Below are 20,040 nucleotides of genomic sequence, written 5' to 3'. Positions count from 1 at the left end.
CCTGCATTCGGAGCTTACAAACAGCTTCTTAGAAATTTTCATCACCACGACACGGAAAAATAAAACCTTGCGGTGCATTTATAAAAGCTGCTTAACACCTTACATCAAGCTATATCCGCCAGATTCCCCTTGGTTTCCAGCCACACTTTCCTGTCTTGCGATCGTTTTTTAGCCAACAATAAATCAAGCTGACCGTTGGTATCGTCATCTTCGGCTACCGTTAGCTGTACCAGTCTGCGGGTGTCCGGATTCATGGTGGTTTCCCGAAGCTGGCTTGGGTTCATCTCGCCCAGACCTTTAAAGCGTTGCACATTGATCTGGCCTTTAAGCTTTTCGGCGGCAATACGATCCAGCACACCTTGGCGTTCGGCCTCATCCAGCGCGTAAAACACCCGTTTGCCGACATCGATCCGGTACAAGGGCGGCATCGCGACAAAGACATGACCGGCAACCACCAACGCATTGAAATGCTGATAAAACAAGGCGCAGATCAGCGTGGCGATATGATTGCCGTCAGAATCGGCATCAGCCAGAATACACACCTTGCCGTAACGCAGGTTCTGCAAATCGGAAGAACCCGGCTCTATGCCCAGAGCAACGGCAATATCATGGACTTCCTGTGACGCCATCACCTGATTGGACTCAACTTCCCAGGTATTCAAAATTTTTCCGCGCAACGGCATAATCGCCTGAAAATCACGTTCCCGCGCCTGTTTGGCCGAACCACCGGCCGAATCCCCTTCGACCAGGAACAATTCAGTCCGGGCTATATCTTGCGCAGAACAGTCGGCCAACTTGCCCGGTAATGCCGGGCCTGAGGTGATTTTTTTACGGATGATTTTCTTATTGGATCGCAGCCGCTTTTGCGCACTGGAAATAATGATTTCGGCAATTTTCTCGCCTTCGGCAGGATTCTGGTTTAACCACAAACTAAAGCTGTCTTTAGCCACGCCGGACACAAAGGCCACGCATTCTCGGGAACTGAGCCGTTCCTTGGTTTGCCCTGAAAACTGCGGATCTTCCAATTTGACCGACAGCACAAAATGACAGTTTTCCCAGACATCTTCCGGAGCAACTTTAACGCCGCGCGGCAAGATGTTCCTGATGTCGCAAAACTCGCGCATCGCTTCGGTCAATCCTGCCCGCAAACCATTGACGTGGGTTCCGCCTTGCGCAGTCGGCACCAGATTCACGTAACTTTCGGCCAGCACTTCCGCCGGATTTTCAATCGCCCAGACGATGCCCCATTCAACGGCTTCATGATTAGCTGCCATATTGCCCATAAACGGTTGCTCAGGGCAATAGTCAATATCGCCGATGCGGTCGAGCAAATATTCCTTGAGGCCGTTCTGATAACACCAGAAATACTCTTCGTCGGTTTGATCGACTTTCAGGGAAATCTTCAATCCCGGGCACAAAACCGCCTTGGCGCGCAACACGTGCTTAAGTTTTAAAACCGATATTTTATTGGAATCGAAATATTTTTCATTCGGCCAGAACCGGATAGCCGTTCCGATATTATTCTTGCCGACCGTGCCGGTCTCCATCAATTCAGTCTGTTTTTCACCATCGGCATAATCCATCCGGTAAACCTTGCCATTCCTTTTGACTTCCACTTCCAGCTTTACCGACAAGGCATTAACGACAGAGACGCCGACACCATGCAAACCGCCGGAAAACTGGTAATTTTTATTGGAAAACTTTCCGCCCGCATGCAGTTGGGTCAAAATCACTTCAACACCGGGGATGCCTTGCTCGGGATGTATATCGACCGGCATCCCCCGACCATTATCGCTGACCAGCACCGAGCCGTCTTTATACAAGACCACGTCAATTGTCGTAGCATGACCGGCCATTGCTTCATCAACGCTGTTATCAACAACCTCCTGTACCAAATGATTAGGTCGGGTAGTGTCCGTGTACATGCCGGGACGCTTTCGGACCGGCTCCAATCCACTTAAAACTTCTATTGCCGCCGCGTTATATTCGTTACTCATACTTCCTGATCACTCACAATTCAATTTCATATATAATACAAAGGCGCAAGGTTAAAGGTACAAGGCGAAAAAACCTTGCACTTGTCTTTAACCTTGCACCTTCGTTTATACATCGTATCATTAAAAATATTTTTATCTCATGCCGAAAAAGAAAACCACGACTTTATTTGAAGATTCTCTCGCAGAACTTGAGCAGCTGGTTACCCAGCTTGAACAAGGCGATATTTCACTCGAAGAATCGTTAAAGTCATTTGAACGCGGGGTTAACCTGACCCGAACCTGTCAAAAAGCCCTGCAAGAGGCCGAGCAAAAAGTTCAAATTCTAATTGAAAAAAACGGCACTCAAACCCTGGAGCCATTTACCGATGAGTAATGCGTTAAAAGACTATCTTGATTTTTGTCAAAACCGTGTAGAAAGAGCTTTAGATGCTCGCCTGCCCAGCGAGAACATACTGCCGCAAAAACTGCATCGGGCGATGCGCTACAGCGTGCTGGACGGCGGCAAGCGTATGCGCCCGATGCTGACTTACTGCACCGGAAAAACGCTGGGCATAGCTCCTGAAGCATTGGATGGCCCGGCTTGTGCTGTCGAATTCATACACGTTTATTCTTTGATTCATGACGATCTTCCTGCGATGGACGATGACGATCTCAGACGCGGCAAAGCTACCTGTCATGTCGCTTTTGATGAAGCGACCGCAATTTTAACCGGCGATGCGCTGCAGGCTTTGGCTTTTGAGATACTGGCCAATGATCCCAGCATCACCGCAACCGCTGAAGGCCGTTTGAAAATGATCATTGCGTTAACCAAAGCCAGCGGCTCTCAAGGCATGGTTGGCGGTCAGGCTATCGATCTGGAATCAGTCGGAACCAGCTTGACACTGCCCGAACTTGAAAACATGCATATCCATAAAACCGGCGCATTGATCCGAGCCAGCGTCAATATGGCAACGCTGGCAAAAGCAGATATAGATCTCAATGTTGCCAAGAAACTGGATAATTATGCCAAGTGCATAGGCCTATCGTTTCAGGTTAAGGATGACATTCTCGACGAAGAAAGCGATACCGCAACACTGGGTAAAACCCAAGGCAAAGATCAGGATAACAACAAACCCACCTATCCTGCCCTGTTGGGTATGGCCGGAGCCAAACAAAAAGCTCAGGAACTGCATGAGCAAGCGTTGGACAACTTGAGTATTTTCGGCAACGAAGCCGACTTATTGCGGGATTTATCGCTTTATATTATTCAACGGAATCATTAATCCCATTTTGTCAGATTACATGATCAATTTTTCCAAGATCGTCATCCCGACAGGGAAGCGGGCATGACGATCTTGCGCATAATATGGCAAAGCAGAATTAGCTTCTATGCTTGACTCCTATGAGCATGAAGCAAACCAGTAACAGACATAACATGCCGCTCAATTCGACTCGCTACATCGGCGCTTCGTAGCTCGCAGATCAGCTCTACGTTATGTGTAAACAACATCATCCATCACGAGAGCAAATGACCAATTTCAAAGATAAAGCCAACCTAATATGGGAAGTGGCGAACCTGTTACGTGGCGATTACAGACAGTCCGATTACGGCAAGGTGATTTTGCCGATGACGGTCTTGCGCCGACTGGATTGCGTATTAGCACCGAACAAACAAAAGGTACTGGATACCCTGCCTAAAGTTGAAAAACTCTCCGATAGCGCCAAAGATCTCACCTTAAACAAAATAGCCGGGGCAAATTTTCACAATCGCAGCCCGTTCGATTTTGCCAAGCTGCTGGCCGACCCCAGCCACATTGCCGCCAACCTGCGTAACCACATCAACGGCTATTCGGCTTCTGCCCGTGAGATTATCGAGTATTTTAATTTCGACGATCAGATCGAACGCATGGACGATCCTAAGGCGGACATCCTGTTTCAAGTGGTGAAAAAATTTGCCGAAATTGATCTGGCTGACATGGACACCATGCACATGGGCTATGTGTTTGAAGACCTGATCCGGCGTTTTGCCGAGCAATCCAACGAGACAGCCGGGGAGCACTTCACGCCCAGAGAAGTAATCAAGCTGATGGTCAATGTATTGTTCAATGCCGACCATCAGTCACTGACTCAAGCCGGTATTGTCAAAACCCTGTACGACCCGGCCTGCGGCACCGGCGGCATGCTCTCTGTCGGTGAACACCACCTGACAGACTTTAACCCCAATGCCAAGCTGGAAGTGTTCGGACAGGAGATCAACCCCGAATCCTACGCTATTTGTAAATCCGACATGCTGATCAAGGGGCAGAACCCCGCCAACATCAAATTCGGCAACACCTTTACCGTGGACGGGCTTCGGGATGAAAAGTTCGATTACATGCTCTCCAATCCGCCCTTTGGAGTGGACTGGAAAAAAGCCCAGAAAATCATCACAGACGAACACGCCAACTTAGGCTACGCCGGACGCTTCGGCGCTGGCTTGCCGCGCATCAATGACGGCTCTTTACTGTTTTTGCAGCACATGATCGCCAAAATGAAGCCGCGCGAAAACGGCGGCAGCCGCATCGGTATTGTCTTCAACGGCTCGCCGCTGTTTACCGGACAAGCAGGCAACGGCGAAAGCAACATCCGCCAATGGATCATCGAAAACGACTGGCTGGAAGCCATTATCGCCCTGCCCGACCAGCTGTTTTACAATACCGGCATTTCCACCTACATCTGGATACTCAACAACCACAAAAGCGCCGAGCGCAAAGGCAAAATCCAGCTGATCAATGCCACCGGCAACAAAGATGAAGAGCTGATGAAAACCGGCAAGCGTGACTACAACCGTTTCTGGGAAAAGATGCCGCGCTCCCTGGGCAACAAGCGCAAGCAAATCCCCGAAAACGGCGAAAGCAAAGGCATCGGCTTTATCACCAAACTCTACGGCGATTTTGAAGAAAGCGAATTCGTCAAAATCCTGCCCAACGAATTTTTCGGCTACTGGCGCGTCACCGTAGAGCAGCCGGACAAAGATGACAACGGCAACATCATCAAGGGCCGCGATGGCAAGCCTAAAGCCGATAGCAGCCTGCGCGATTATGAAAACATCCCATTTTTACAGAAAGCCCATGATGGCAAGCTGATCCCGCAAAGCATTGAGGAATATTTTGAGCGAGAGGTGAAACCCCACCTGCCCGAGGCCTGGGTTGACGAAAGCAAAACCAAAACCGGCTTCGAGATCAACTTCACCAAATACTTTTACGAGTTCAAACCCCTGCGTTCACTGGCCGAGATCAAAGCCGACATTCTGGCGCTGGAAGCGAGTAGTTTGGAGTTGGAAAAGAAGGTGCTGGATTGATGGAACGCTACGAATCATATAAAGGCAGTGGGGTTGAGTGGATTGGAGAGATTCCTAAGGAGTGGGCGGTTAAGAAGCTGAAGTATATTTTGTCGATAAGCAACGGTGAAGGCATTAAATCAGAAGAGATAAAAGATTTTGGCGATTATCCAGTTTATGGCGGAAATGGTTTAGTTGGCTATACGACAGAATTTAACAATGATGATGATGTTTTTGTAATTGGTAGAGTTGGTGCGAAATGCGGAAATATTAGATTTATTTCAGGAAAAAAGTGGATTAGTGATAACGCTCTGCTCGCGTATGCTTCTGGCAATAGCAAGTATATTGAGTTTTTTATGACCGCCTTAGATCTGAATAAATTAGCAAACAAAAATGCTCAACCATTGATTACATCTTCAATGATTAAAGAGCAGTATATTTTTTTACCTCCCCAAGATGAACAAGCCGCCATCGCCAACTACCTTGACCGCAAGACGGCGGAAATAGACGCCCTGATTGCCCAAAAACAAAGATTAATCGAGCTGTATCAAGAAGAAAAAACCGCCATAATCAATCAAGCCGTGACCCAAGGTGTTGCCCCCAACGTCACATTCAAAGATACCGGTATCAACTGGCTTGGCGAAATACCTGAGGGTTGGGAGATTAAGAAGTTGAAGTATGAGACTTATAAAATTGGTGATGGTATCCATACCACGCCAAATTATATAAGTGGAACAGGAATATTTTTTATTAATGGGATGAATCTATCTGGTCGAAAAATCTCTATTACAGAGAATACTCTATCAGTTCCAATTGGGGAATATGAGAAATACAAAATTGATCTAAACGTTGGCTCTATTCTTATCTCGTTGAATGGAACTATAGGGAATTTGGCAATTTACAACGGAGAGAAGGTTATTTTTGGCAAAAGCGCTGCTTACATAGAAATAAAAGAAAAAATTTACAATCTTTTTTTGTACTACGCGTTGCAAACTCAATATGTCTTAAATTATTTTGAAGACTCCTTCAGTGGAACAACGATCAAGAATCTTTCTCTCCACACTCTAAGAAATACCCCCTTACCTTTACCGTCAATTTGCGACCAGCAATCTATTGTACAGCTCATAGAAACCGAAATTGCCCGCGTCGATGCTAAAATCGCCAAAACCCAACACATTATCGAGCTGCAAAAAGAGTATCGCACCGCGCTGATTTCCGAAGTGGTCACCGGCAAAATCAAGGTATCGCATCTGTTAGACAAGGAGATGGCTTTATGACTTTATGTGTTGCCTGGCTACGCGAAATCAATAAAGAGCAAGAGCTAATCTTTGCAACCGACAGCTGCCTGTCCGGTGGCGAGCGTTGGCATTCCGGCGTTAAGTTATTTGAACTGCCGAGGAAAGATTGCCTAATATGTTTTGCCGGTGAAACCAATCGTACTTATCCGCTGATTTTAAATTTGATCACCTCCATTAAGTTTGACGAACACTTGTCTAACTCGCACACGGATATTACTGAGGTTCTGGATTATTTAACGCGGCTATTTACTTCGCTTTGCCACTCAATCACCGATTACGGCACACAAGAATTCAGGAATGTGCTGGGCGATTTTCAGTTTCTATTTGGCGGCTGGTCGTGGAAAACCAATCAATTCAAACTCTGGAAGCTCGAATACAACCACGAAGCCGGTGCTTTCGTTCATGACGAAACTAATGGCGATGATATGCTTTATTGCTTTATTGGCGATGAGCTGGAGAAATCCCAGGAACTGCTAGTCGATCAGATTAGCAAATCCGGCAAAACGTTATCCCGTCGCTTTGATATGGAACCGTTTAAGGTATTGATCGAGATGATTCCTGATACCTCCTATTCCGGTATTGATGGCGCGGTGCAACTCGCAAAAATTCATCCGCCCGGTGCAACCGAATTTTTAGGCGTGTATTGGCCCTCTGTCAGTGGCAAGAAAACTTTTTTGGGCAAGGATGTCAGCACGGAGAATAATCCGGCAGTGAAATTCGTTGACCCGGACACCGGCGAGATATTGGAAGATACCCTACCTGAAATGCTCTCACCTATCGACAAAGATGTGTACGGGGATCATACGGATTTTTTGCTCAAGTGCTACCCGGAAGGGCAGCTGAAGACAGGGCTTAGTAAACGGGACAGATCTCTGCTCAAAGCGATTATCGATCAAATTGCTTACAGCCAGTTTATGGAGCGTCAACAACAAAATACCGAGGAGGAGCAAGCTGAATGAGTAATCCAACTCCACACAACGCCTCCCAATTCATCATTTATCAAACCGAAGGCGGCCAAACCAAAATTGAGGTACGGCTGGAAGACGAAACGGTTTGGCTTACGCAACAATTAATGGCTGATCTTTTTCAGACCAGTAAACAGAATATTAGCCACCACATTAATCGTATTTACGAAGAAGAAGAGTTAGCACCGGAAGCAACTGTCAAAAATTATTTGACAGTTCGCCAAGAAGGCAAACGACAGGTGAATCGGCCTCTTGATTATTACAATCTGGATATGATTATTTCTGTGGGCTATCGAGTAAAAAGCCATGTCGCAACCAAATTTCGTATATGGGCGACGCAACGCTTGCAGGAATACATCATCAAAGGCTTTGTGCTGGATGATGAACGTCTAAAGAACCCGGATCAGCCGTTTGATTATTTTGATGAGCTGCTTAAACGCATTCAGGATATTCGTACCGCTGAAAAGCGTTTTTACCAAAAGATCACCGATATTTACGCGACCAGCGTGGATTATGACCCCACTCTGGATGCCAGTATTACTTTCTTTAAAGCGGTACAAAACAAGTTGCATTGGGCGATTACCGGACAGACGGCAGCCGAAATTATTAAAGCGCGAGCCAATGCCGAGTCACTAAATATGGGGCTAACCAATTTTCGCGGCGAAAAAGTTCGCAAGCAAGATGTGGTGATTGCCAAAAACTATCTGGACGAAAACGAACTGTCGGCACTGAATAATCTGGTAGAACAATATCTTGTGTTTGCCGAAGGCCAGGCAATGCGTCGTATCCCAATGACTATGCAGGATTGGATCAAAAAGTTGGATGGTTTTTTAGGGCTGAATGATCGCGAAATCTTAACCCATGCAGGAAAAGTCTCTCAGCAACTTGCCAAACAGATCGCCGAACAGGAATATGACAAGTTTCATCAATTGCGGATACAGCATTCAGACCAGCAGGATGGCGCTTTTGAAAAGATCATAAAGCAGCTACCAAAAAGCAAACATACGGACAGTAAGGATTCAAAGTGAACATCACATCAGAAAACACCTTCGAGACGGCGATTATTGAATCCTTGCTACAAACAGGCGGCTATACCGAAGGCAATGCCAGCGACTATAGCCCTGAACTAGGCATGTTCAAAGCCGAAGTCTTGCATTTTTTACGCGACAGCCAGTCCAAGCAATGGGACAAACTTGCCGCCATTCATGGTGACGATGTAGAAAATCGACTTATCCAACGATTATATAAAGAGATGGACTTACGTGGTGCACTGGACGTGATTCGCAACGGCATTGTGGATTACGGCGTGCGCTTTAAGATGGCATTTTTTAAGCCGGAATCGGGCTTGAACCCGGATACCCTTGCGTTGTATGGGCAAAACCGGCTCAAGGTGATTCGCCAAGTTTATTACAGTAAGAAGAACACCAATTCAGTGGATTTAGTTTTGTCGCTGAACGGCTTGCCGGTGGCGACGCTGGAGCTGAAAAACCGCTTTACCGGACAAAACACGGCTCATGCCAAAAAGCAGTATGCCGCCACCCGCGACAACAAAGAGCTGTTGTTTGCATTTAAAAAACGCGCCTTGGTGCATTTTGCCGTGGATGATGAAGAGGTCTACATGACCACCCGCATCGACGGCGGCAAGACTTATTGGCTGCCCTTCAACAAAGGCTATAACTTTGGCGCTGGCAATTCGCCAAACCCCGCAGGCTATCGCAGCGATTACCTGTGGCGGGAAACGCTGGTAAAAGACAGCTGGCTGGAAATCATCGGGCGCTTTCTTCATCTGCAAGTGGAAGAATTCGACTTTGAAGGCCGCACCCACAAGAAAGAAAAGTTGATTTTCCCTCGTTTTCATCAGTTGGATGTCGTGCGCAAGATTACTGCCGATGCGCAAAACCACGGTGCCGGGCATAACTATCTGGTGCAACATTCGGCAGGGTCAGGCAAAAGCAACTCCATTGCCTGGCTCGCTTATCGTTTGTCCGGTCTGCACGATGCACAAGATCAGCGCATCTTTGATAGTGTGATTGTGGTAACAGACCGGCGGGTGCTGGACTCGCAATTGCAAAACACCATTTATCAGTTTGAACATAAATCAGGCGTGGTTCAGCGCATTGATAAAGATTCGCAGCAATTGGCGAATGCCATCGGCGGCGGCGCCCATATCATTATTACCACCTTGCAGAAATTTGCCTTTGTGATCGACAAAGTGGGTGAGCTGCCTAACCGCAAATATGCGGTGATTATTGATGAAGCCCATAGCTCGCAAGGCGGTGAAGCTAGCAAAAAGATGAAGGCGGTGCTGGCCAGTGGGGATATGCCGGGAAACAGCGACGATGCGTCTCCGGAAGTCAATGAGCCTTACCCCGAATACGACAATGATGACGGTGAAGTGGTTGATGCGCAGGAGCTGGTGAACCAATATGTGGAACGTTCTGCCGCAGCTCGTGGCCGGCAATCCAACTTATCTTTCTTCGCTTTTACGGCTACGCCGAAATATAAAACCTTGGCGGTATTCGGCTATCAAGATGCTGAGGGCAAACCGCAGCCGTTTCACCTTTATTCGATGCGCCAAGCAATTGAGGAAGGTTTTATTCTGGATGTGTTGCAGAACTACACCACTTATCAGCTTTACTTCAAACTGTCCAAAGCCATTGAAGACGACCCGAAAATCAATAAGAAAAAAGCGGCACAAGCAATTGGGCGCTTTGTCTCTTTGCATCCGCATAATCTGGCACAAAAGACTGAAATCATTATTGAGCATTTCCGCCAAGTGGTGGCTAGCAAGATTGGCGGTAGGGCCAAAGCAATGCTGGTGACCGGATCAAGATTGCATGCCAAACGCTATTTTGAGGAATTCAATCGCTATATCAAAGAAAAAGGCTATGAACGGAATATTAAAATTCTGGTGGCATTTTCCGGCAAGGTCGTAGATGACAACTTCCCGGACGGGGTGACGGAGCCGCAATTGACCGGTTTTGGCGAAAAACAATTGCCTCAGGTTTTTGCTGAGGATGACTATAAAATTCTGATCGTCGCCGACAAGTACCAGACCGGGTTTGACCAACCTCTACTGCACACCCTCTATGTAGATAAGGCGTTATCCGGCGTTAAGGCTGTGCAAACTCTTTCGCGTCTGAACCGCACCGCACCCGGCAAGGAAGACACTTTTGTGCTGGATTTTGTCAATGACAGGCAAACCATTCTCGATTCATTCCAGCCTTATTACGAAATCACCACCGTTGGCGAAGAACCTGATCCCAACCATTTGTATGACTTGAAAGCCAATCTGGATGAACGGCAGATCTATTTGGGATCGGAAATCGATGTGCTGGCTAAAATCTATTTCAATCCGACCACGCAAATGACCGCTAGGACGCAAGCGCAGCTATACAGTTTTATTGATCCTGCGGTTGACCGTTACAAGGCCATAGAAACAGACGATGAAAAAGAAGAATTCAAGAAAAGCCTGTGTACATGGACAAACCTGTATGCCTTCCTTGCCCAAATTATGCCCTTCCGCGAACCTGAATTTGAAAAGTTTTACGCTTACGCCAAACTACTGCTGACCAAGCTGCCCAAGCGCGACTTCGCCGAGAGCATGAAGTTAACGGATGAAGTGGCGATGGAATATTACCGCCTGCAAAAAATCAAAGATGGCTCCATTGATTTAATCACCGGTGAAGAAGGTGAGCTGAATGGATTGACTGAGGCGGGAATCAAACGCGCCAAGGAAGAGAAAGCGGTTTTATCGGAAATCATAGACGTATTAAACGACCGCTTCGGCACCGAGTTTGAGGAAGCGGACCGGCTTTTCTTTGCGCAGATCGAAGCCGAGTTGATAGGTGATACCTCCCTTCAGATTCAGGCCAAAGTTAACAAACTGGACACCTTTAAATACCCCTTTGAAGCGATGTTTATTGACAAGCTGATTGAGCGGATGGATCAGAATCAGGAGATATTTGAAAAGATACTCGAAAATCAGTCGTTCGGTAGTTTGGTCAAAGAATTGATGATGAAGAAAGTGTATGCAAGGTTGAATGAAGAAGCGTAACAACGCACATAATCCTGTCCGCCCTTTAAAAACAACATTTTCCGATAAGAAATCACGGAAAGTTATTGCCGGTTTATTACCATACCTCTCCAAAAGTGATACATAGCGAGACCCTAACACAATGCCGTATAAAGACATTTTGTAATCGGCACCTTTTATGCTGAATATTTAATGAGTTTAAATTTAGCTATTCTTGGGAGAACGGCCATGGCAACGCAAAACACAGCTACAACAGATTCATCCTGGACAATATTTATCGAGATCTTAAGCGATGAGTTCACCGCGAAAACCGGCTTTGGAGTATATGCCCATATCACGCCAACGGATGTCGATCAGGCTTACCAACAATATCAACTACGCAATGCGCCCATGCGACTATTCGTCCGTGAATATGTTCGACACTATGTTTAGTCAGCCGCAGACTATTTGCGTTCAGCAAATTTTGTCCAGCGCAATCGGTTGGCGTTGGCGACTACGGTTACAGAAGACATTGCCATAGCCGCACCGGCAATCATCGGGTTTAACAAAATACCGAATAGCGGATACAACAAACCCGCCGCAACCGGAATGCTGATCGTGTTATAGAAAAACGCACCGAACAGGTTTTGTTTGATATTGATGACCGTCGCTTTCGATAATTCAATGGCTTCAGGCACTTTGAGCAAGGAGCCTTGCAAAATAACCACATCGGCGCTTTCAATAGCGACATCGGTGCCGGTGCCGATCGCAAAACCGACATCCGCCTGAGCTAATGCGGGCGCATCATTGATACCGTCGCCGACCATGCCGACGATTTCACCCGCTTGTTGCAGCTCTTTAACGACCGCGGCTTTATCCTGAGGCAACACCTGTGCCCGCACTTCGGAAATACCCGCCTGTTCGGCAATGGCATGAGCGGTTATTTGATTGTCCCCGGTTACCATGATGATGCGCACACCCTGATTTTTTAATAGCTGCACAGCGTATGCTGAATCCTTTTTAATCGGATCGGAAACAGCGATAATCCCGATAATTTTATTGTCTACGGCAAGCAGCATCGGCGTTTGGCCTAAAGCCGACAGCTCCTCCAACCGACTATTAAACCGTGTAAAGCTAACGCCTTGCTCATCCATCAGCGCCTTGTTGCCGAACAACACGCGCTGTTCATTAATTGTCGCCGTCACCCCGTGGCCTGCAACGGCTGAAAATTGTTTAACTTTTTCCAATTTGATTTGGCGCTGTTCCGCTGCCGACAAAATAGCCGCCGCCAGCGGGTGTTCCGAGCCTGATTCTATACTCGCCGCCAGTTGCAGCACCTGTTCTTCGCTGGTATCGCCGATGGCTTCAACGATCGAAACAGTAGGCTTGCCTTCGGTAACCGTGCCGGTTTTATCAAGTATTAAGCAGGTTAATTTACCCGCTGTTTGCAAGGCTTCACCCTTACGAATCAAAATCCCTGATTGAGCGGCTCTGCCTACCGCGACCATCACCGAAATAGGGGTCGCCAAACCCAAGGCGCAGGGACAAGCGATCACCAGAACGGTCATTGAGGTAACAAAGGCGTAACCCAATGAAGGGTCTGGTCCAAAAGCATACCAAAGCAAAAAAGTCAGCACGGAAATCACGACCACAGCCGGTACAAAAACGCTGGAAATTTTATCGGCCAAGCGAGCGATTTCAGGCTTGCTGCTTTGCGCTTGTCGGACGCTTTTAATAATCTGCGCCAGTGCGGTATCGCGACCAATGCGGGTTGCGGTAAATAGAAAACTGCCGGTCTGGTTCATGGTTCCGGCAACCACTTCCGCACCCACGGTTTTTTCTACCGGCAATGATTCACCGGTCAGCATCGACTCATCAACCGTGGAATGTCCTTCCAGCAATACGCCGTCAACGGCGATTTTCTCGCCGGGCCTGACTCTTAAAGTTTCTCCCAAACCGACTTGCTCGATAGCAATATCCATTTCATCACCGTTTCTGATCACACGCGCTGTACGCGGCTGCAAACCGATCAGTTGACGAATGGCGCTGGAGGTTTTACCCCTGGCCAGTGTTTCCAATCCGGAGCCCAGATTAATAAAGGCCAGAATCATCACGGCGGCTTCAAAGTAAGCGTGTTTCGCCAAGGACGGCAAGGTTCCGTAATAATCGATAACAATGCAGGAATACAGCCACGCCGACCCCGTGCCCAGGGCAATCAAGGTATCCATGTTAGCTTGACCCAGCATTAACGACTTGTACGCACCACTGTAAAAATGCCAGCCTGAATAGATCAGTATGCCTAGAGTAATGAGAGCGATTTCCGGCCACACCCATAGACCTGTCGGTGAACCGATTTCCGGCAACCAGCCAAAATGTTCGGCTACCATTAGCGACGTGCCGAAGGCTGCCGCCACCGCCGCTTTTTTCATCAGCTGACGGTAGCGTTGCAACTCTTGCTCTTCCTGTTCTGAGGGATCTTCAAAACCCTCCATCACCGCCGCATCATAACCAGCTGCTTTAACGGCCTGCTTTAACAATTCAGGGTCGGCCTGGCCTTTAACCACGGCGGAATGGTCGGCAAAGTTGACGCTAACCGAAGTTACGCCCTCTACCGCTGCCAAGGCGCCCTCAACGGCGCTGACGCAGCCTGCGCAACGCATACCTAAAACGGATAGCCGCAATTCGTCGGAAGTCTTTGTATTCATAAAATCCCCTTATCCATTACGATGTCTCTACGGTAAAGCCCGCATCGATAATAGCGTTAGTAATAACTTCCAGACTGGTTTTTCCAGCATCGAATTCAACCTCGACTTCCTTGTTTTTGCTTGAGGCATTAACCGACAAAACACCATCGATAGCTTTCAGTTTACTTGTTACATTAGCTTCACAACCGCCGCACTTCATGCCGGTAACGGTTAACGATACAGATTCAGTCATTTCAGTCTCCTTAATGTGGGTAGAGAAGCTGCATGCAACGTCGCTGCAGTAATGCCTTTATATCATACTCGACTGATAGCCGGTAATCATGGTATAAATCCGAGCATATATGGGGTTGTACTACAGTTTTTGTACCCTTTGGGTAAACCCGCTCTACAAGTATTTAAATTTAACACCTTAAGTAATTCAAATGGCAGACATTATAATCGGGCGGCAACAGATTTTTGACCAAAAGCTGAATATTTACGCCTATGAGCTCCTTTTTAGAGGCAATGATTTTGACCTGAATCATAAGGATGGCGCTACCCAAGCAACCAACCAGGTCATTACCGATACTATTCTAGAACTTGGGCTCAACACTATAGTAGGCCCTCACAAAGCCTTCATTAACTTTACGACGCAAAACATTCTGGATAAAACACCTTTACACCTTCCTAAAGACCGGATTGTTATTGAGGTGCTCGAAAATGTTGAAATTGACTCAAGAGTCGTCGCCAACTTAAAAGAACTGTCAACGCTAGGCTACATCATTGCTCTGGATGATTTTGTCTTTTCCGAGGAATGGACGCCACTGGTGGAATTTGCCGACATTATCAAGCTGGATATTCTGGAAATGGGCGAGTCTAAAACACGAGAGCTGATTAATCGACTCAAGCCCTATAACGTGCAATTGCTCGCAGAAAAGGTGGAAACATACGCTGAGTATCAATACCTTGTCGAATTGGGCTGCGATTATTTTCAGGGTTTCTTTTTCAACAAACCCAATATAGTTTCCGGCAAGCGCGTCAGTGTCAATCAATCAGCTGCCATTCAATTATTAAACACAGTTAACAACCCGGATGTTGAATTTGAAGACTTGTCCAAGATAATATCTCTGGATGTCGGGCTCAGCTATAAACTGCTGCACTATATCAATAGTGCATTTTTTGCTCTGCCCAATAAAGTCTCATCCATTAACCATGCTATTTCCTATCTGGGGCTAAAGGAAATAAAACGCTGGATCAATATATTGACGCTGGCATCCTTATCCAACAAGCCGGAAGCAGTCATGCAAAACGCATTGATCCGCGGCAAAATGTGTGAGGAGTTAGCCGGCCTGAGCGGCAATAAATCAGACAATTTTTTTCTGATCGGCATCTTATCCAATCTGGATAGCTTGCTGGACATGCCCTTGGAGGAAGCAATCAGCCAACTGCCGTTGGCCGATGATATCGTTTCAGCTATATTGCACAAAAAAGGATTGGGCGGTGAAGCGCTTAAGTGTGTTATCAGCTACGAGCATTGGGATATTTCATCAATAGCATTTAAGGATATTGATCAAACCATTATTGGCGATGCTTATATTCACAGTATAAACTGGGCAAAAGACATTATGAACAATATAAAATAACGATGCCGTTAAATACAATCACCAACCAAACTATCGCTCTGGCCGGCATTGCCCAGGCAGCGGCGCTGGTTCAACAACTGGCAACGACCGGCAGCGCCGATTCGTCCGCCCTTGAGGCCAGCATTGCCAGCCTTTTTGTTAGCGACGAGCATGGCGTAGAAAATGTTTACGGCGGATTATCAGGTCTTAAACTGGGGCTTGAGCGACTTAACGATCAAATGACCGGGCTTAAAATCGCCAATCCTGAACAGGCGCGCTATGCCGCCTCGCTGGTTTTCCTGGAGAATCAAGTATCCAAGCAACCGGCCATGCTTAAAACTATTTTCAGCGGAATTGAGCGAGCCCAGACACAATCAGAGCATTTTGGCCTGATGCATGAGAATGTACTGGCGAATCTCGGCGATATTTATCACACTACCGTCAGCACCCTGCAACCGAGAATCATGGTCAATGGCGAGCAGGAATATTTATCCAGACCCGACATTGTCAACAAAATACGCGCCTGCCTGCTGGCCGGGATACGTTCCGCCATTCTTTGGCAACAGTGCGGCGGCGCCCGCTGGAAGTTTCTGTTGTACCGAAAAAAAATCCAGGCTGAATTACAAATCCTGCTGCAACGCCTTTAGCTTTAGCCTTGGCATGACTATCCTTATCGAAGCCGAGCATCTGACCCGTTATTACGGCAAACATTGCGCTGTTAACGATGTCAGTTTTAACTTAGCCAAAGGCGAAGTACTCGGTTTCTTGGGCGCCAACGGCACCGGTAAAACGACCACCATGCAAATGCTGTGCGGTAATCTCGCGCCCAGCGCCGGGCAAATTAAAATCAACGGTTTCGATCTGCTGGATCAACCTAAAGCCGCCAAACTCAATCTAGGCTACTTGCCCGATACGCCGCCGCTTTACAAAGACTTAACCGTACAGGAATTCCTGCTTTATTGCGCCCAACTGCACGGCATCGACAAAAAATCCGTCACTCCTGCCATTAAGCGGACCAAAGAGCGGTGCGGCTTAACCGATGTTTCCGACCGACTGATCGCCAACCTGTCCAAGGGCTTTCAGCAGCGTGTCGGCATTGCTCAAGCTATCTTGCATAATCCGGAAGTCATCGTGCTTGATGAGCCGACGGTCGGCCTTGATCCCATTCAAATCAGGGAAATACGCGCATTAATCAGGGAATTGGGTCAGGATCACGGTGTCATTCTGTCCACCCATATACTCACTGAAGTGCAGGAATCCTGCACACACGTACAAATCATTGATCAGGGACAACTGATCCTGAATGAAACCATAGCCGGACTCAACCGGCAAATGGATACCGGCACCCTGCAAATCGCCACCCGGCTAGCGCCTGACATTAACAGCCTGCTGACCATCCCCGGCATCAGCTCTATCGAAAGCATCACTGAAAACCGGATCATAATCCACCACAGTGTAACCGCCAATCCAGCCGAACAAATTGCAGCGCTTATCATTGCCGCCGGATGGGGACTACAGGAACTGACGCCGGTAAAAAGATCGATGGAAGATATTTTTATCAGCTTAACCAAAGAACATCGCGAGTTATGAGCATAATTTTAACCATTGCCTCCCGCGAATTCAGAAGCCTGTTTTTATCGCCGATGGCTTGGACGATATTAGCCATCCTGCAATTCATCCTGGCGTTCTTGTTTTTAACCCAAGTTGAAGCATTCACTGAACTCCAGCCCAAACTGGCTGCAATTGAAGGCGCACCCGGTTTGACCGATATCATCGTGCCGCCTTTATTCGGTAACGCAGGTATTATTCTTTTACTGGTCACACCGTTATTAACCATGCGTCTGATCTGCGAGGAACGCCGCAACAAAACCTTGTCCCTTCTCCTTTCCGCGCCGGTTTCCAATATCGACATTATTCTCGGCAAGTATTTAGGCATACTCGGCCTGATGCTGCTGATCATTGCGCTGATCACCCTGATGCCGCTATCCTTGCTATCCGGTGCCGAGCTGGATTTAGGTAAATTATTCGCCAATATTTTAGGCTTAATGCTGCTGGTTACCGCTTTTAGCGCGACCGGCCTGTTTATGTCCTGCATCGCCGGTCACCCCACTATTGCCGCGATGGGTACTTTCGGTATTTTACTGCTGTTGTGGATTTTAGACTGGTCGGTGGGCATGAACGATCAACGTAGTGAGCTGTTTGAATACCTGTCGATCCTCAGACATTTCCAGAATATCCAAAGCGGTCTGATCAGCACAGTCGATGTCAGTTATTTTTTGCTGTTTATCACGACCTTTATCGCACTCAGCATACGTAGCCTGGATAACGACCGCTTGCAAAAATGAAAATATCGCCGCATAAACATCAGCAAATCCGCTTAAAAAACGGACTCATTACCTTGGCTCTGTTGTGCCTGCTCGGCGCACTGGCTTGGTTAAGCACACGCTACAGCGCAGAAACCGACATAACCAAAAACAGCAGCAACAGCCTGTCTCAGGCATCGCAAAAACTGCTGAAATCGCTGCCCGATAAAATACAGCTCATCGCTTATATAAAAAAAGACCCGTCGCTAAGAAGCCAAGTTGCACAATTGGTTGACCGCTATAAACGGCATAAAGCCGACCTGACCCTCACCTTCATAGATCCCGATTCGCAGCCGGACAAAACCCGCGAACTGAATATAGAAGCGGCAGGCGCCATTATTGTCGAATATCAGGGTCGCACAGAAAAGCTGAACTTTATCGACGAATCATCCCTGACCAATGCACTGTTGCAACTGGCTAACGCCGATGAACGCTGGGTCACTTTCCTGACCGGCCACGGCGAACGCACACCGGACGGCATTGCCAATTTCGACTTAGGCCAATTCGGCAAGGAACTGGATCGCCGTAAAATCAAGGCTCAAACCATCAACCTGGCGACTATCCCGGCCATTCCCGATAACTCCGCATTATTGGTGATTACCGCCCCTGCCGTACCTTTGATGGCAGGCGAAATTGAATTGATCAAACGCTATATCCAACAAGGCGGCAACCTGCTGTTACTGACCGATCCGGGTAACCGCCACCTGGATGCATTGCAGCGGCTCACAGGTTTACGCCAACTGCCGGGAACCTTGGTCGACAGCAGTTCCAAGCTCTACGGCATTAATGACCCCAGCTTCGTGCTCGCCAGCGACTACTTGCCCCATCCGATCACCCAAGGTTTTCAGACCATAACCGTTTATCCGGTTGCCTCCGCGCTGGAAATTAGCGAAGAAACAGATTTTCAGCCCGTAGTTCTACTCAAAAGTGCAATAAAGTCATGGACAGAAACCGGCCCCATAGCCGGAAAAATTCTTTTCGATGCCGACGGCAACGAAAAACAAGGTCCGCTTGCCTTTGCTTATGCCCTAACCCGCGATCTGAATAAAAACCCTTCGACAAGCTCAGGACAGGTTCAAGGCAAAACGTTCGAGCAACGCATCGTCGTTGTCGGCGATGGCGACTTTCTGTCCAACGCCTATCTCGGCAATGTCGGCAACCTGGATATGGGGTTAAGAATAGTCAACTGGCTGATTCATGATGACCGGTTTATCGATATCCCTGCCAAAATTGCAACCGATAAAAGCCTGCAATTAAGCCAGATCAGTGTCGCCGTTATCGGCTTCGGTTTTTTGGTTGCCATACCGTTGTTGTTAATGGCTACCGGCTTTTATATCTGGCGCAAACGCAAGCAGCGTTAAACCAAGTCCGGTTTTTACCTTTACTGGCACAACCGGCTGTATGTAAGTCCGGCAATCACAGCACGTTCAACGACAACTTTCGGCAAAACCGGCCATCGATCTTTACGAGTCGCTTGCACATTCAAAACCGTGAACAAGCTATGAGAAATCAAAGCCGCCTATTTTTCGGGCTAGTACCCATAGGCTTTCATACGTATTGTGTATTTAGTTCAAAATATTAAACTTTTGATCAGTAGTTGTACCGAGATTGGCAATTTCTGACAGCAGAACAATCAATTGATATTATCCTGAGGCTGTTTTTTAGAAGCTGAAATCCGCGATTCGACCGAACGTGGTGCAAGAGAATCTCCAAGGGATTTTGGCCTGTCGCTCCCCTGAGATGCGGATGTTCGATGATCTTCCGCTGATGCACTCAAGAAGAACCGGCGCGTATAGGA

Annotated in this window: 16 protein-coding genes; 13 read left to right on the top strand and 3 right to left on the bottom strand. The window is 47.5% G+C overall.

The genetic code is table 11. From position 1 onward, the window contains the following. Positions 1-104 precede the first annotated feature (104 nt). A complete protein-coding gene (gene parE / locus Q8L79_RS04870) occupies positions 105-1,997 on the bottom strand; it encodes a DNA topoisomerase IV subunit B (protein ID WP_305268484.1) in 1,893 nt (630 codons plus the stop codon). 139 nt (positions 1,998-2,136) lie between these two features. On the opposite strand from parE, the gene Q8L79_RS04865 reads away from it, so the two are divergent. The 8 genes from Q8L79_RS04865 (at position 2,137) to Q8L79_RS04830 (ending at position 12,026) form a co-directional block, all read left to right on the top strand. Next, positions 2,137-2,370 (top strand): exodeoxyribonuclease VII small subunit, encoded by a 234-nt coding sequence (locus Q8L79_RS04865; RefSeq protein ID WP_305268482.1) that lies wholly within the window; start codon positions 2,137-2,139, stop codon positions 2,368-2,370. Further along, positions 2,363-3,259: a (2E,6E)-farnesyl diphosphate synthase gene (gene ispA / locus Q8L79_RS04860; RefSeq protein ID WP_305268481.1), complete on the top strand. Its 897-nt coding sequence runs from the start codon at positions 2,363-2,365 to the stop codon at positions 3,257-3,259. Before Q8L79_RS04865 ends, ispA begins: the two co-directional genes overlap by 8 nt. A 245-nt stretch (positions 3,260-3,504) precedes the next feature. After that, positions 3,505-5,316 (top strand): class I SAM-dependent DNA methyltransferase, encoded by a 1,812-nt coding sequence (locus tag Q8L79_RS04855; protein ID WP_305268480.1) that lies wholly within the window; start codon positions 3,505-3,507, stop codon positions 5,314-5,316. Continuing rightward, positions 5,316-6,572, top strand: a complete 1,257-nt coding sequence (locus Q8L79_RS04850) for a restriction endonuclease subunit S (protein ID WP_305268479.1) — start codon at positions 5,316-5,318, stop codon at positions 6,570-6,572. The genes Q8L79_RS04855 and Q8L79_RS04850 overlap by 1 nt, the downstream gene beginning before the upstream one ends. Further along, positions 6,569-7,552, top strand: coding sequence for a hypothetical protein (locus Q8L79_RS04845; RefSeq protein ID WP_305268478.1), 984 nt, complete (start codon positions 6,569-6,571; stop codon positions 7,550-7,552). Before Q8L79_RS04850 ends, Q8L79_RS04845 begins: the two co-directional genes overlap by 4 nt. Continuing rightward, a complete protein-coding gene (locus Q8L79_RS04840; protein ID WP_305268476.1) occupies positions 7,549-8,586 on the top strand; it encodes a virulence RhuM family protein in 1,038 nt (345 codons plus the stop codon). Before Q8L79_RS04845 ends, Q8L79_RS04840 begins: the two co-directional genes overlap by 4 nt. After that, positions 8,583-11,615 (top strand): type I restriction endonuclease subunit R, encoded by a 3,033-nt coding sequence (locus Q8L79_RS04835; RefSeq protein ID WP_305268474.1) that lies wholly within the window; start codon positions 8,583-8,585, stop codon positions 11,613-11,615. Before Q8L79_RS04840 ends, Q8L79_RS04835 begins: the two co-directional genes overlap by 4 nt. A 207-nt stretch (positions 11,616-11,822) precedes the next feature. Beyond that, entirely contained in the window at positions 11,823-12,026 is a 204-nt protein-coding gene (locus tag Q8L79_RS04830; RefSeq protein WP_305268473.1) for a hypothetical protein, read from the top strand. A gap of 11 nt (positions 12,027-12,037) precedes the next feature. On the opposite strand, the gene Q8L79_RS04825 is transcribed toward Q8L79_RS04830, so the two are convergent. Beyond that, positions 12,038-14,278: a heavy metal translocating P-type ATPase gene (locus Q8L79_RS04825; RefSeq protein WP_305268471.1), complete on the bottom strand. Its 2,241-nt coding sequence runs from the start codon at positions 14,276-14,278 to the stop codon at positions 12,038-12,040. 16 nt (positions 14,279-14,294) lie between these two features. Further along, positions 14,295-14,510, bottom strand: a complete 216-nt coding sequence (locus Q8L79_RS04820) for a heavy-metal-associated domain-containing protein (protein ID WP_305268469.1) — start codon at positions 14,508-14,510, stop codon at positions 14,295-14,297. 190 nt (positions 14,511-14,700) lie between these two features. On the opposite strand from Q8L79_RS04820, the gene Q8L79_RS04815 reads away from it, so the two are divergent. Genes Q8L79_RS04815 through Q8L79_RS04795 form a run of 5 tightly spaced genes read left to right on the top strand, consistent with a single transcriptional unit; the run spans position 14,701 to position 19,603 of the window. Further along, positions 14,701-15,900, top strand: coding sequence for an EAL and HDOD domain-containing protein (locus tag Q8L79_RS04815; protein WP_305268468.1), 1,200 nt, complete (start codon positions 14,701-14,703; stop codon positions 15,898-15,900). A 2-nt stretch (positions 15,901-15,902) separates the two neighbouring features. Beyond that, on the top strand, positions 15,903-16,526 hold the full coding sequence (hflD, locus tag Q8L79_RS04810) for a high frequency lysogenization protein HflD (protein WP_305268466.1): 624 nt from the start codon (positions 15,903-15,905) through the stop codon (positions 16,524-16,526). A 13-nt stretch (positions 16,527-16,539) separates the two neighbouring features. After that, entirely contained in the window at positions 16,540-17,469 is a 930-nt protein-coding gene (locus tag Q8L79_RS04805; protein WP_305268464.1) for an ABC transporter ATP-binding protein, read from the top strand. Positions 17,470-17,471: 2 nt separating this feature from the next. Next, positions 17,472-18,224, top strand: coding sequence for an ABC transporter permease subunit (locus Q8L79_RS04800; RefSeq protein ID WP_305268519.1), 753 nt, complete (start codon positions 17,472-17,474; stop codon positions 18,222-18,224). Next, positions 18,221-19,603: a GldG family protein gene (locus Q8L79_RS04795; RefSeq protein ID WP_305268463.1), complete on the top strand. Its 1,383-nt coding sequence runs from the start codon at positions 18,221-18,223 to the stop codon at positions 19,601-19,603. The genes Q8L79_RS04800 and Q8L79_RS04795 overlap by 4 nt, the downstream gene beginning before the upstream one ends. The last annotated feature ends 437 nt before the right edge of the window (positions 19,604-20,040 follow it).

The sequence above is a fragment of the Methylobacter sp. genome (assembly GCF_030680395.1).
GTDB lineage: Bacteria > Pseudomonadota > Gammaproteobacteria > Methylococcales > Methylomonadaceae > Methylobacter_A.
The sequence above is the reverse complement of the archived record's forward strand: the minus strand, read 5'-3'. Positions and strand labels throughout refer to the sequence as shown.